The following is a 13,397-nucleotide window of genomic DNA, read 5'->3' as shown; positions in this document are numbered from 1 at the left end:
TTCGGGGACTAAATTTAAAGCTTTTGGAATGTAACTCCCTTATAATACTCTTCCATGCAAACCTTTAGAGTGGCGGTTCTAAGAGGAGACGGCATAGGTCCGGAGATAGTCGATGCGACCCTTCGGGTGTTGAAGAAGGTCGAGGAGCTCTTCAACGTCAGGTTCGAGCTCAGAGAAGGATTGATAGGTGGAATAGCGATCGACGAGACGGGAGACCCTCTGCCAGAAGAGACCCTCAAGATATGTAAGGAATCCGATGCAGTCCTTCTCGGAGCGGTCGGAGGACCGAAGTGGGACGACCTGCCCACGGACGAGAGACCCGAAAAGGGGCTTTTGAGAATTAGAAAGGAGCTCGACCTATTTGCCAACCTCAGACCCGCAAAGGTATGGGAACCTCTAATAGACTCCTCCCCCCTAAAACAGGAGGTAGTTCGGGGAACGGACATGCTTGTGGTGAGAGAGCTAACGAGCGGTATATACTACGGAGAGCCGAGGGGGATATTCGAGGAGAACGGAAAGAGGGTAGGGATAAACACCATGAGGTACACCGAGGACGAGATAAGGAGGGTCGTGAGAAAAGCCTTCGAGATAGCGAGGAAGAGGAGGAAGAAGCTCACGAGCGTAGATAAATCCAACGTCCTCGAGGTCAGCGCCCTCTGGAAGGAGGTGGTGGAGGAGGTAGCTAAGGAGTATCCTGACGTTGAGCTCGAACACCTCTACGTGGACAACTGCGCTATGCAGATAGTCAGGAGACCCAACACCTTCGACGTTATCGTTACTGGGAACATCTTCGGAGACATACTCTCGGATGAGGCAGGAGTTGTTGTTGGAAGCCTCGGTATGCTCCCCTCCGCGAGCGTTGGTGAGAGGTACGCCCTCTACGAACCTGTCCATGGCTCCGCTCCTGATATAGCTGGAAAGGGAATAGCCAATCCGATAGCAACGATCCTTTCCGCCGCTATGATGCTCAAGTACTCCTTCGGAATGGATGAGGCGAGCGATCTGATAGAAAAAGCCGTTGAGGAAACTCTCAATCAAGGCTACAGGACACCAGACATATACTCCGAGGGTTGTAAAAAAGTGGGAACTCAGGAGATCACAGATGTGATAATTGAAAATATGGGGAGGTTAAAAGGTGAAGAGACTTAATATCTTAGCCGTACTACTCCTACTCGTAGGGTTCTCCTTTTCCCAGAACCTCGAAGGGATAAAGAAGTTCTTCCAGAGAGAGGGCTACGTAGTTGAGAAGTTGGACGATAAGGTAGTGCTCGATCTGGGTAAAGGATCTGCTTTTGTGGGGGAAGTCTTTGAGGCGGTTAAGGAAGGGAAGAAGCTTGTCCACCCTGTTACAGGTGAGGTCTTAGGAGCGACCGAGGAGGTGGTGGGCAAGGTCAGGATTACTGAGGTAAAGGATAGGTTCTCCTTTGCGGAGATCCTTGAAGACAGGGGTATCGAGAAGGGAAACAAAGTCAGGCTACACCATGGAAGTATCTGCTTCGTGGGGAGCGAGGAGGGATATTTCAAGGTAAGCTCCCTCGTGGGGACCTTAAGAAAAGGTGAAGACTGCAACTACGTGGTGAGGGAGTTCGAGAGAGGCTTCGGGATAGAGAGGAAGGGTGTTGCCCTCGCCTTTTTTGAAAAACCGGCACCCAAGGTGGCTCAGATCGTGGAGAGAAGGCTCCCCGAAGAGTTTAGGCTACACGCCAAGTTCCTATTTACCTTCCCAGAACTACCTCTCTCGGCAGACGCCTGCAACTTCTTTGGAAACGAAAAGGACTACGTAGTGGTTCTTTTTAGCAGTAAGCTTAGAATTTACGAGATTTTGAGGAAGGAATTAGTTGAGTACGCCTCGATGAATCTACCATCCGGCTATCCTGTTTCTGTCCAGTGTGTACCCCTCGATAATGGCAAGGACGTGATAATCTTGAACATGATATCAGGGGATTCCGTAAACTCAGCCCTCGTCAAGGTCGTGGGTTCTACGCCCGTGATAGTGAAAAAAGACATACCCTACTTCATGGCTGTTTTAGACAAAAGCAGGGCTGAGGAAACCTTCGTGGGTCAGGGCTTCGATAGTAGAAACCTGTGGGGGAGCGTTAAGAAGTTAAAGCTTCAAGGGGAGGAGGTGGTAGAGGGGGAAGACTTCCCCGTTCCCTCCGGCTTCAGGATAGACTCCGCGGTACTCTTCAAGGATCTTCTCATATTCACTGACGACGATGGATACCTGAGGGTTTACAGAGGAGAGGAACTACTGCTTTCAGAGGACAACTTCTCAGGGTCCTACACCACGGCAGAACTTCCGGGCACTTATGAAGACGACAATAAGTACACCTTCAATCCACGTTTCGGATGGACCAGAGTTCTTAAAGAGGAGTATCCCGTACTGATTAAAAACGTGACGAGTCCGATTTACCGCTTCTTGGACGTTACGAAGTTCTCAGAGGGTGAGGTCTACCTTCTGGTCTCCGACAGGAGGGGCAGGCTCGAGCTAAAGAAGGTTATCGGAAAGAAGTTCGAGGAGGCTATTCAGGCGGTAGTTACAACGAGGAAGGGAAAAACCTTTGTGATAACAGGAAGAACGGGAACTCTTCCACTTCAGAACAGAGGCGACATCTTCGAGGTGGAGATAGAACCTTACTGAGCGGTTACTGGATATCTCGTCAAAGCGAGCTTGAAAACTTCTTCCAAGCGGTTCACAAAGTGAAGGGTCATCTTCTCCCTGACGTACTCGGGAAGATCCTCCAAGACTTCGTCCTTGTTCCTATCTGGAAGGATCACCTCATAGATTCCGGCCCTCTTAGCCGCGAGTATCTTCTCCTTGAGACCTCCCACCGGCAGAACCCTTCCCCTCAGGGTTATTTCTCCCGTCATGGCTATGTCCATCCTCACGGGTATGTCGGTGAGGAGTGAGATAAGAGCGGTGGCTATGGCAACGCCTGCGGAGGGTCCGTCCTTGGGAACCGCTCCCTCCGGAACGTGTATGTGGATGTCTATGTTGGGAAATATATCAGGATCTATCCCGTAATGCTCGGCGTTGGATCTTATGTAGGAGAGAGCTGCCTGAGCAGACTCCTTCATTATGTCCCCCAGAGATCCAGTCAGTAGAAGACCCCCCTTCCCCTTCATCTTCGTAGCTTCGATATACATTATCTCCCCACCGACCTCCGTCCAAGCGAGTCCTGTGGCTATGCCTACGAGGGGTTCAAGCTCCCTCTCGGGCTTGTGCTTGGGAACACCCAGGAGTTTCCTAACATCCTCTTTGGTTATCTTAAAGGGTCCTTCCTCACCCTTGAGCTTCTTCACCGCTATCTTCCTGAGAACCGAAGAGATCTGCCTCTGGAGGTTTCTGACTCCAGCCTCCCTCGTGTAGCCCCTGATTATCTCAAGAATAGCTTCGTCCTCAAACTGAACCTCTTCTTCCTTAAGACCGTGCAGGGGTATGAGCTTGGGTATGAGGTGTCTCTGGGCTATAAAGAGCTTCTCCTCTTCGGAGTATCCGGAGAGCTGGAGGATCTCCATCCTGTCCAAGAGGGGTGTGGGTATGGTGTCCATCCTGTTTCCGGTGCAGATAAAGATCACCTCTGAAAGATCGAAGGGGAGTCCTATATACAGGTCTGTGAAGTTCTTGTTTTGCTCAGGGTCTAAAACTTCTAAGAGCGCCGCCGCAGGATCTCCCTGAAAGGAGATGGCGAGCTTGTCTATCTCATCGAGCATTATGAGAGGGTTCTTAGTTCCCGCCTGCTTTATCGCCTGTATTATCCTGCCGGGCATGGCTCCCACGTAGGTTCTCCTGTGTCCCCTTATCTCCGCCTCGTCCCTTATCCCGCCGAGGGCTATCCTGACAAACTTTCTTCCGAGGGCTTCCGCTATGGATCTGCCGAGAGAGGTCTTACCGACACCGGGAGGTCCTACGAAAGCCAATATCTGAGCCTGAGACTCTTTCCCTTCGGTGAGCTTCCTGACTGCCAAGTACTCTATTATCCTGTCCTTTACCTTCTCAAGATCGTAGTGATCCCTGTCCAAGATCTTCCTCGCTCTCTCGAGATCGTAGTTGTCTTCCGTCCTTTTGTTCCAGGGGAGTTCGAGGATCCAGTCGAGCCACGTTCTTATAACTCCGGCTTCTGCCGAGTCGGGATGGAGCCTCTCGAGTCTCTTTATCTGTTTCTCTATCTCCTTTTTGGTAGATTCTTCAAGCTGGAGTTCTTCGAGCTTCTTCCTGTACTCCTCTATCTCCGCTCTCCTCTCGTCCGCTTCTCCAAGCTCCTCCTGAATGGCTCTCAGTTGCTGCCTTAAGAAGTACTCCCTCTGCTCCTTCTCTATCTGCTCCCTCGCCTGAGTACTTATCTGCTGCTTTACCTCTAAGATGCCAACCTCGTTCAGGAGGAACTGATGAACCTTCCTAAGCCTTTTCCTCGGGTCTATGGTCTCGAGGACCTCCTGAGCCTCCTTAGATTTCATCTCAAGGATTGAGGCTATCAGGTCGGCGAGCCTTCCGGGGTTCTCTATCTCCCTAATTATCATCACGATGTCCGGGATCACCTGCTTTCCGAGGGAGATAGCCTTATCCAGAAGTTCCTTCACTGACTTTATAAGGGCTTTGTCCTCTATCGTAAGATCCTTCTCCTCTATGTCTCTTTCCTGAACTGGTTCTACGAGGGCGACGTAGTGGTCGTCTTTCAGCTCTATGCTCTTTATAATTCCCCTCCTTATACCCTGGACGAGGACCTTTATCCTGTTTTCTTCTATGGGAACAACCCTTATTACGTGGGCTATAACTCCAACCTTGTAAAGATCCTCCTCCCTTGGCTCCTCTATATCCTTCTCCTTTTGAAGGGTAAGGAAGATGAGCTTATCCTTTTTACTTGCCTCCTCCACCGCCTTTATTGAAAAGTTTCTGCCAACGAACAGGGGAAGAACCATAGTTGGGAACACGACTATGTCCCTGAGGGGCATCAGTGGATATTCCCTCGGAAAGTCGGGAACTTCTGGAACCTGCATCAGTTCTGGTGTCACCGCTCTCCTCCTTTCCCTAAGTATATTATATTTTTCTTATGAAGATTCTCGTTAACGGTCAGGAGAAGGTTATAGATAGAGAAGTAACGGTTATGGAGCTCCTCGAGATCATGGATGTGAAGTTCCGCGAAGTGGGACTTGCAGTAGCGATAAACGAGGAGGTAGTTCCAAAGTCGGAGTACACAACAAGGAAGGTTAGGGAAGGGGACAGGGTTGAGATAGTCCAGCTGGTGGGAGGTGGTTGATTGAAGGCGAGAGTTCTTCCCCATTACACCGTAGAGGACTGGGAAAGGTGGGAAGGAAGATGGGAGCTTATAGAAGGTATCCCTTACGCGATGTCTCCTCTGCCTACTCCCAAGCATCAGAGGATAAGCCTCCTTATAGGAAGCCTTTTGGAGAAGGAACTTGAAGATTGTGAGAACTGCGTATCTCTTATCTCAATAGACTGGTTCATCTCAGAAGATATGATCTTAGAGCCTGACAACCTCATAGTGTGCTCCGAAGATCTTGAAAAGGATCTCTTTTCCAAGAAGAGGTTGGAGTTCCCGCCGAAGGTGGTTTTTGAGATATTATCCCCCTCTACGAGAGAGAAGGACAAAATAAACAAGTTCTACATCTATGAGAGGGAAGGCGTTGATTACTACGTAATAGTAGATCCGGACACTGAGGAGGTGGAGATCTACAAACTTAGAAACGGAAAATACTCCTTGGATGTCAAGTTTTCTAAGGAAGGCGAATACACCTTTGACCTCGGAAAGTGCAAGCCTAAATTAAATTTCTCTAAAATCTGGAGGTGAAGGAATGACCGACTGGGAAAGACTCCTTGAGGATGACCCCTTTGAGATAGCGGGAAGACGCTTCAAGTCGAGGCTGATCATAGGCTCGGGTAAGTTCAAGAGCTTTCAGGAGAACAAAGAAGTTCTCGAAGCCTCCGGTGCGGAGATAATAACCGTAGCGGTAAGAAGGGTCAACATAACCGATCCTACGAAGGAGAACCTCTTGGACTACATAGATCCCAAGAAGTACCTGATACTTCCCAACACAGCTGGTTGCTATACGGCGGAAGAAGCAATAAAGACCGCTATGCTCGCCAGAGAGGCGACAGGTATAAACTGGATAAAGCTCGAGGTCATCGGTGATCAGAAGACCCTACTTCCGGACATGGAAGAGACCCTCAAGGCTGCTAAGGTTCTTGTCAAGGAAGGTTTCGTGGTTCTCCCCTATATATTTGACGATCCTGTCTATGCGAAGAAGTTTGAGGACGTCGGTTGCGCCGCGGTTATGCCCCTCGCCGCTCCGATAGGTTCAGGTCTCGGACTCCAGAACCCCTATAACATCATGTTCATTAAGGAAGCTGTCTCAGTTCCTGTCATAGTGGACGCGGGAATAGGTAGCGCTGCAGATATTCCTCCCGTTATGGAGCTCGGTGTGGACGCTATACTCACCAACACCGCTCTCGCTGAGGCTAAAGATCCCATAAAGATGGCGGTCGCCATGAAGTACGCGACCATAGCCGGCAGGCTCTCTTACCTCGCCGGCAGGATGCCGAAGAGAACCTATGCGGTCCCTTCTTCTCCTACAAAGGGAGTCCCCTTCAAGTCCTGATGAGGGACGTCGTAGTAATCGGCTCCGGTATATCCGGGCTCTCGACCGCCTACAGACTTAAAAAGCTCGGCTACGACGTCGTGGTCTATGAGAAGGACGAGGACATAGGAGGGAACGTAAAAACTATCCGCAAAGACGGATATCTCTTTGAGCTCGGTCCCCAGACCATCTTGGCGGATGAGGAGGTTTTGAGGTTTTTTGAAGAGGTCGGATTAAAGCCTCTCAAAGCGAACCCTTCATCAAAGAACAGATACATTTACAAGAAAGGCAGACTCGTGCCTCTTCCCCTCAGTCCTGTCTCTTTTTTATTTTCTCCTCTCCTCTCCATCGGCGGAAAGGTAAAGGTTCTCTTAGAGCCGTGGGCTAAACCTTCTCTGAAAGAGGAGGAGAGCATAGCAGAGTTCGTGAGGAGGAGGCTCGGACAGGAGTTTTTGGATTACGTGGTAGCACCTTTCGTATCGGGAGTTTACGCGGGGGATCCCGAAAAGCTCTCCGTGAAGTATGCGGTGAGGAAGGTCTATGAGCTTGAGAGAGAGTACGGGAGTCTGATAAAGGGAGCCATCAAGAAGAAGGCTCTCGGACCGAAGGGAGGGCTCATATCCTTTGAAGGAGGTCTGAAAACCTTAATAGACAGGCTTGCGGATGAGCTTGAGGTAAAGAGGGAGAACGTAGTTTTAAGGATGAGAAGGAAGGACGACAGGTTCATCTTAGACACCCGCGGGGGAAAGGTTGAGTCAAGGAGCGTAGTAGTCTCTTCTCCCGCCTACACCTCCTCCTATCTGCTCAAGGATCTCTCTTGGAGCGCCTCCTTGGAGTTTGACAAGATAGACTACGTTCCGGTGGTTGTGGTAAACCTCTCGGTCAGCTCAGGAAATATTCCGGAAGGCTTCGGTCTTCTCGTTCCGAGGAAGGAAGGGAAGAGAATACTCGGCGTGATCTTCTCCTCCAAGCTCTTTCCCGGAAGGGCTCCGCAGGGAAGAGATCTCCTCACGGTTTACATGGGAGGGGCAGCGGACAGAGAGGCTATAGAGCTCTCCGACGAGGAGATAGCGGAGGTAGTGGAGAGGGAACTCAAAGAGATACTCGGAGTGAACGATGTGGAGATACTCCATATCCAGAAGTGGAAGAGGGCTATACCTCAGTACACTCTCGGCTACGGGAAGTATTTAGATCTGGCGAAGGAGATGGAGGAGATACATAAGGGACTCTTCCTTACAGGGAATTATCTGAGCGGTGTATCTATGGCGGACTGCATAAGGTTCTCCTCAAAGACCGCGCAGAAGGTGAAAGAGTATTTAGGATGAAATTAACGGATCTTGCCAAAGACTTTTACGTCGGGGAGATAAACGACTACAGACTCTACACGGAGCTTGCCGGCAGGGTTAAAGATCCGGAGCTCAGGGAGGAGCTGAAGAGAATAGCGAACATGGAGAAGGGACACGCCAAGTTCTGGCGTGAGTTCCTGAAAAGGAGAGGGGAGGAGGTCCCTTCCGAAAGGAGAAGGTTTTTTCAGAGCTTCGTTTTTTTCCTGTCTAAGTTTATAAATCCTCTGCTCCTCGTCTCTCTCTTAGAGCTTGGCGAGTCCTCCGCTTACACACAGTACTACAGGTTTGTAAAGGAAAGGTCCAATGAACTGAGCGAGGAGGAGGTCAAGGCTCTAAAAGCCATCATCTTGGACGAGCTATCCCACGAGAGCGCCTTCAGGGACAGGCTTGAGAGCATGGGACTTTCGAACGTTAGGGATCTCGTTCTCGGAATGAACGACGGCCTCGTGGAGCTCCTCGGCGTGGTTGCGGGTCTCTCGGCGGTTTACAGGAGCGAACCCGTAGTTGTGGGCGCAAGCGCCGTTGTAGTTGGTGTGGCAGGAGCTATCTCTATGGGCGTGGGAGCCTTCGTATCCGTCCGATCCCAGAGACAGGTGAACGAGGCTATGAGGGAAAGGGAAAGGATTCTCGCCGATATAACTGGGAAGGGGATACCGAAAGATTTCAACAGTTCAGAGAACGAGATAAGATCCGCTCTCTTTACGGGACTTTCCTACCTTCTTGGTGTCGTCTTCCCCGTCTCTCCCTACTTCTTGGTGGAGGATTCCCTTACGGGGCTCTACTTTTCCCTCTCATTGGCGGTTCTTGTCCTCGCCCTCGTGGGAGGCTTTATAGCCCTCGTCTCGGGTATATCTCTGAAGAAAAAAGTCTTAGAGATGGTTCTCTCGGCCGGGTTTGCCGCCGGAGCGAGCTTCCTATTTGGATCCCTTGTTAAAAGATTTTTCGGGCTTGAGGTATGAGTTTATAGCGTCGTTCATTTCCCTGAACACCTCCCTGTCAATCTCCTTCCTCGATCCCTCAACCTCCACCACAGGCACAGCTCCCATCAACGAGTTGGTTATGAAGACACCGTTCGCCTCCTCGAGATCTCTCAGCTTCAACCTCTCTTCCTTCACACCTATCTCCCTCGAGATAACCTCGAGGGTCGTTCCCCACAGAAGTCCCGACTCACTCGAAGGGGTGTAGAGTTTTTCTCCCTTAAGGAGCAAGAGGTTCGATGCTGAGCACTCCGTTATCTCATCTCTCTCGTTGAGGATCACGGCATCGAAGAAACCTTTTTCTTTTGCCTCCCTCTTCACAAGAACGTTAAAGAGATAGTTCATGGTTTTATGTCTCCATAGAGGATTTGAGGAGTGTCTTTGGAAGGGAGAGAGGGTAAGCTTTACCTCCGAAGGAGGTTCAGGGAGCTCTCTTACAATAACCTTTATCTCGTATCCTTCGGATCTATCGGCGTAATAATTCCCTCCTTTTGAAAAGAGACAGAACTTAACGTAGCATTCACCTTTAGCTTTTTGGGATATCTCTCTTATGAACTCTTCAAAGGTAGGACAGGGTATTCCGAAGAACTCTGCTGAACCTCTCAACCTCTCGTAGTGGAGTTTCAGTTTTCTGTTTACTCCCTTCCACCTGATCGTCTCGAAAAGTCCCTCCCCGAAGTAGAGGGTTCTGTTCATACCTTTGCCTGTAGCTTTCTGAAAGCTCTCCTTATCCCCCTCACAGCCTGCTTTATCCTCAGTTCGTTCTCGACGAGGGCGAACCTCACGTATCCCTCACCATACTCTCCAAAGCCTATGCCGGGGGATACAGCAACCTTGGCTTCTCTCAGAAGGAACATCGAAAAGTCCAAGGAGTTCATACCGATCCATTCGGGAATCTTTGCCCAGACAAACATGGAGCCTTTCGGTTTCTCCACGTGCCATCCTGCGGAGGCGAGTCCCTCAACGAGGACGTTTCTCCTCTGCTCGTACATCCTTGCGTTCTTTTCCACAATCTCGTAGGGACTGTCTAAGGCTATTACGGCGGCAACCTGGATGGGGGTGAAAACTCCGTAGTCGAGGTAGCTTTTAAGATGAGCGAGATTCTTTATGAGCCTTTCGTTTCCGACGGCAAAGGCTATCCTCCATCCCGCCATGGAAAAGCCCTTGGACATGGAGTAGAGTTCCACCGCAATGTCCTTAGCCCCCTCCACCTCCAAGATAGAGGGGGGTCTGTAGCCATCGAAAGCTATATCTGCGTAAGCGAAGTCGTGGATTATCCATATCCCCTTCTCCTTGGCGAAGCCGACGAGCTCCTTAAAGAAGTCCCTTTCAACGCATACGGTGGTGGGGTTGTGGGGGAAGCTCACCACTATCCCCTTCGGAGAGGGCATCGACTCCTTCACCGTCTGGTAGAGTCTCCTGAGGAACTCCTCCTGAGGATCCTGCCCTTCGTCGAAAACTATAGGAATGGTTCTAACTTCCCCTCCCGCTATGATCGGGGCGTAGTAGTGTATGGGATAGGTGGGATTGGGGACTATGATTGAGTCTCCGGGTGTCACGAGGGCAAGTATTAGGTGGGAGTAGCCCTCCTTCGCCCCTATGGTCATTATCGCCTCTCGGTCGGGATCCAGTTTTACGCCGAACCTTCTCTCGTAGAAATCACAGATGGCCTTCCTAAGTCTCGGTATCCCCTTCGAGGAGGAGTAGCCGTGAACGTTGGGACGTCTCGCCACCTCGCAGAGCTTCTCTATTATGTGGGGCGCTGGAGGGGTGGTCGGGTTTCCCATACCGAGGTCTATGATGTCTTCTCCTTCCCTCCTGAGCTTGTACTTGAGCTCGTTCACAACCGCGAAGACGTAGGGGGGAAGCCTCTTTATCCTCGGGAAAGCCCAGTCCATGTTCTGGTCAATCATTCTCGAGCTCCTCTTCCAGCTCCTTACACTCAAAACACATCGTCGTTACTGGTCTCGCCTTTAACCTCTCAAAGGGTATCTCCGCACCGCAGTTCTCGCAAATTCCATAGGTTCCCGACTCTATCTTCATCAGGGCGTAATCTATCTTGTGGATCAGCGTCGCCTCCCTTCCCTTTATCCTGAAGGTCAGGTATCTCTCCTCCTCTAAGTCCGCCCTGTCTATCTCGTCTCCTCCCTCGAAGGTGACATTTGAGGGATCCCTTATCTGCTCCTGCGCCGACTCTATGAGCTTCTCCCTCATTCTGAGGAGAGCTTCCTTGATTTCCCTTATCTGCTCCTCGCTCAAATGCTTCATTATATTAAGTATAACTACTTCTTTTCTTCCCGAAGTATGTTCGATAATAGGATGCGTATTTGAGAAAGTTCCCGTTTGATCAGACTCTTGCGTAATCAATTCCAAAATAGTCATGGACTATCACATCCCTGAAATCTGCCATCTCTTTCCACGGCACCTGTGGATACTTCCTCTTCAGCTCCGAAGGTGTCTTCTTAACAGCTTCACCTAATATCTGAAACCTTATCTCCACCGCGTCCCTCGTTTTTTCGTCTCCGACAAACTCCTCAAAACTCATTCCCTCCGTGTGTTCGAGTATCCTTCCTACAGCCTCGAAAGTATCCATAAGGTAGAGCAAGGGATCCTTCACTTCGACGACCCCCTCAAATACATGGTCCGCTATTCTCTCAGGGCGGGAACAGTTACAAGATCAATCTTTCTGCCTAAAAGTTCGGACAGGTAGTCGGAAAGCCTTACAAGATCAAAGATGGTTCTTGCTGGTTCCACCTCCACGAGGATATCAACATCGCTATCCTCCCTCTGTCTTTCTCTTGCAAAAGAACCGAAAACTCCTATCCTTCTGACACCGAACCTCTCTCTGAGTTCAATCAACTTGTCCTTTAAAAGAGATACACCCCTGGGAGGGAGGAGACCTTCCCTTTAACAGCCATGACTTATAATATAAGCTTCCCATGAGGGCGGTGATCCAGCGGGTGGAAGAGTCCTACGTTAAGGTGAACGGGGAGACAGTGGGGAAGATAGGACGGGGGGTAAACGTCCTCTTAGGTATTAAGAAGGGGGACGGAGAGGAGGATGCTGATAAGCTTGTGAACAAGATAGCGAACCTCAGGATCTTCGAGGACGAGAGGGGAAAGTTCCAGCACTCCCTGCTCGATATAGGTGGAGAGGTTCTCATAGTCTCCCAGTTCACTCTCTACGCCAGCGTCAGAAAGGGGAGGAGACCGAGCTTTGAGATGGCAGAGGAGCCGAAGAGGGCTGAGGAACTTTACAATTACTTCGTGGAGAAGTTTAAGGAAACGGGTCTAAGGGTGGAGACAGGAATATTCGGTGCCATGATGGACGTTTATATAAGGAACTGGGGACCCGTGACAATCATCTTAAATTCGGAGGAACTCTGAGCTTAAACAGGTTGAAATATTCGAAACTACCGACGAAATTATTAGGAAGCTGGAGGATCGGAATGGGACAGGACATAGCCTTTTTAGAGGGCATGCTCTTCAGCAGCATGTTCTCGGAGATAGAGGAGAGATACAACGACGTTGTAGATCTTTACAGAAACGATTACGAGATACTGTCCCTCGCACAACACCTAAAGAGCATAAGCGATGCTGTGGGGGAGATATTCAAGGAGATACCGAATCCTCAGAAGAAGATGGGAGAGGAGCTCTACACCACGCTGTACAACGTTCTGAAGGATGTCAGCTCTATACTCTACGATCTGTCCATAGCGGAGGGGGATCAGCTCAGCTACGTGGTGGTTCAGGCTTACAGGAAGCTCGATAGCATAAACTCGATCTTTGAGAAGCTGGTATGATTCTTGAAAACAGAGAGGAGGCAGGGAGGCTTCTTGCCGAGGTTCTGAAGGACAAGATTTACCACGAAGACAGACCCATAATCCTCGCCATTCCGAGGGGAGGTATCCCTGTTGCCTACGAGCTCTCAAGGGAACTCAGGATACCGATGAGTATAGTTGTAGTCCGGAAGCTCGGTCTGCCATGGAACGAGGAGGCTGGATTCGGTGCTATAGATCCCGACGGGGAAACCTACCTCGACCACGAGCTCGTCAGCTACGCCAAGCTCGATGCGGAGACTATAAGGAGCGTTGCCGAGAAGGAGTTGAAGGAGCTCAGGGAAAGGGAGAAGAAGTTCCTGCCTCAGGGATATCCCGACCTCAAGGACAGGGAGGTGATAATAGTGGACGACGGCGTGGCTACGGGATACACCGCTATAGCGAGCGCAGGCTTTGCCAAGAAGAGGGGAGCCAGGAGGGTAATAGTTGCCGTTCCCGTGTGCCCCAAAGATGCAGCTGAGAGGTTCAAAGGACATGCGGACGAGTTCCTCTGCTACCACAGATCTTCGGAGATGAGCTTTGCGGTGGGTATGTTTTACAGGGACTTCCATCAGCTCTCCGACGAGGAGGCTATCGATTATATAGAGAGAGCAAAGAAGGAGGGTCTCTTCGAACCGTGAGGGTATATATTAATCTCTC

At 50.3% G+C, this 13,397-nt stretch carries 16 protein-coding genes; 10 read left to right on the top strand and 6 right to left on the bottom strand.

Translation table 11 applies throughout. The features are described 5' to 3' along the window. The first annotated feature begins 54 nt into the window (after positions 1–54). Both leuB and ACZ483_RS00975 read left to right on the top strand, forming a co-directional pair. The gene (gene leuB / locus ACZ483_RS00980) at positions 55–1,149 is read left to right on the top strand and encodes a 3-isopropylmalate dehydrogenase (RefSeq protein WP_464324309.1); all 1,095 of its coding nucleotides are present in this window, start codon (positions 55–57) and stop codon (positions 1,147–1,149) included. Beyond that, the gene (locus ACZ483_RS00975; protein WP_464324308.1) at positions 1,136–2,641 is read left to right on the top strand and encodes a hypothetical protein; all 1,506 of its coding nucleotides are present in this window, start codon (positions 1,136–1,138) and stop codon (positions 2,639–2,641) included. The genes leuB and ACZ483_RS00975 overlap by 14 nt, the downstream gene beginning before the upstream one ends. Here ACZ483_RS00975 and lon read toward each other — a convergent pair. Beyond that, entirely contained in the window at positions 2,635–4,998 is a 2,364-nt protein-coding gene (lon, locus tag ACZ483_RS00970) for an endopeptidase La (protein WP_464325154.1), read from the bottom strand. The two genes, ACZ483_RS00975 and lon, sit on opposite strands and share 7 nt — an antisense overlap. Positions 4,999–5,051: 53 nt before the next feature. On the opposite strand from lon, the gene thiS reads away from it, so the two are divergent. From thiS to ACZ483_RS00945, 5 genes are read left to right on the top strand one after another with little or no spacing between them, the layout of a single operon-like run. Then, complete coding sequence (gene thiS, locus ACZ483_RS00965; RefSeq protein ID WP_464324307.1) at positions 5,052–5,258, top strand: sulfur carrier protein ThiS; 207 nt, start codon at positions 5,052–5,054, stop codon at positions 5,256–5,258. Next, positions 5,259–5,810, top strand: coding sequence for a Uma2 family endonuclease (locus ACZ483_RS00960; RefSeq protein WP_464324306.1), 552 nt, complete (start codon positions 5,259–5,261; stop codon positions 5,808–5,810). It begins immediately after the preceding gene. A gap of 4 nt (positions 5,811–5,814) precedes the next feature. Then, positions 5,815–6,618 (top strand): thiazole synthase, encoded by an 804-nt coding sequence (locus tag ACZ483_RS00955; protein WP_464324305.1) that lies wholly within the window; start codon positions 5,815–5,817, stop codon positions 6,616–6,618. After that, the gene (hemG, locus tag ACZ483_RS00950; RefSeq protein WP_464324304.1) at positions 6,618–7,922 is read left to right on the top strand and encodes a protoporphyrinogen oxidase; all 1,305 of its coding nucleotides are present in this window, start codon (positions 6,618–6,620) and stop codon (positions 7,920–7,922) included. Before ACZ483_RS00955 ends, hemG begins: the two co-directional genes overlap by 1 nt. Continuing rightward, on the top strand, positions 7,919–8,902 hold the full coding sequence (locus ACZ483_RS00945) for a VIT1/CCC1 transporter family protein (protein ID WP_464324303.1): 984 nt from the start codon (positions 7,919–7,921) through the stop codon (positions 8,900–8,902). The genes hemG and ACZ483_RS00945 overlap by 4 nt, the downstream gene beginning before the upstream one ends. Here ACZ483_RS00945 and ACZ483_RS00940 read toward each other — a convergent pair. From ACZ483_RS00940 to ACZ483_RS00920, 5 genes are all read right to left on the bottom strand, one after another. Further along, entirely contained in the window at positions 8,858–9,616 is a 759-nt protein-coding gene (locus tag ACZ483_RS00940; RefSeq protein WP_464324302.1) for an aminotransferase class IV, read from the bottom strand. The genes ACZ483_RS00945 and ACZ483_RS00940 overlap by 45 nt on opposite strands. Continuing rightward, complete coding sequence (locus tag ACZ483_RS00935) at positions 9,613–10,833, bottom strand: aminotransferase class I/II-fold pyridoxal phosphate-dependent enzyme (RefSeq protein WP_464324301.1); 1,221 nt, start codon at positions 10,831–10,833, stop codon at positions 9,613–9,615. Before ACZ483_RS00935 ends, ACZ483_RS00940 begins: the two co-directional genes overlap by 4 nt. Then, entirely contained in the window at positions 10,826–11,188 is a 363-nt protein-coding gene (gene dksA, locus ACZ483_RS00930) for an RNA polymerase-binding protein DksA (RefSeq protein ID WP_464324300.1), read from the bottom strand. Before dksA ends, ACZ483_RS00935 begins: the two co-directional genes overlap by 8 nt. Before the next feature lie 79 nt (positions 11,189–11,267). Beyond that, a complete protein-coding gene (locus ACZ483_RS00925) occupies positions 11,268–11,537 on the bottom strand; it encodes a HepT-like ribonuclease domain-containing protein (protein WP_464324299.1) in 270 nt (89 codons plus the stop codon). A 29-nt stretch (positions 11,538–11,566) separates the two neighbouring features. Then, a complete protein-coding gene (locus ACZ483_RS00920; RefSeq protein WP_464324298.1) occupies positions 11,567–11,779 on the bottom strand; it encodes a nucleotidyltransferase family protein in 213 nt (70 codons plus the stop codon). Positions 11,780–11,859: 80 nt separating this feature from the next. On the opposite strand from ACZ483_RS00920, the gene dtd reads away from it, so the two are divergent. The 3 genes from dtd (at position 11,860) to ACZ483_RS00905 (ending at position 13,378) form a co-directional block, all read left to right on the top strand. Further along, positions 11,860–12,306 (top strand): D-aminoacyl-tRNA deacylase, encoded by a 447-nt coding sequence (gene dtd / locus ACZ483_RS00915; protein ID WP_464324297.1) that lies wholly within the window; start codon positions 11,860–11,862, stop codon positions 12,304–12,306. A 62-nt stretch (positions 12,307–12,368) separates the two neighbouring features. After that, a complete protein-coding gene (locus ACZ483_RS00910; RefSeq protein ID WP_464324296.1) occupies positions 12,369–12,722 on the top strand; it encodes a hypothetical protein in 354 nt (117 codons plus the stop codon). Beyond that, entirely contained in the window at positions 12,719–13,378 is a 660-nt protein-coding gene (locus ACZ483_RS00905) for a phosphoribosyltransferase (RefSeq protein WP_464324295.1), read from the top strand. The genes ACZ483_RS00910 and ACZ483_RS00905 overlap by 4 nt, the downstream gene beginning before the upstream one ends. The last annotated feature ends 19 nt before the right edge of the window (positions 13,379–13,397 follow it).

Source organism: Hydrogenivirga okinawensis (assembly GCF_055385515.1).
This window is presented reverse-complemented; position numbering and strand designations above follow the sequence as displayed.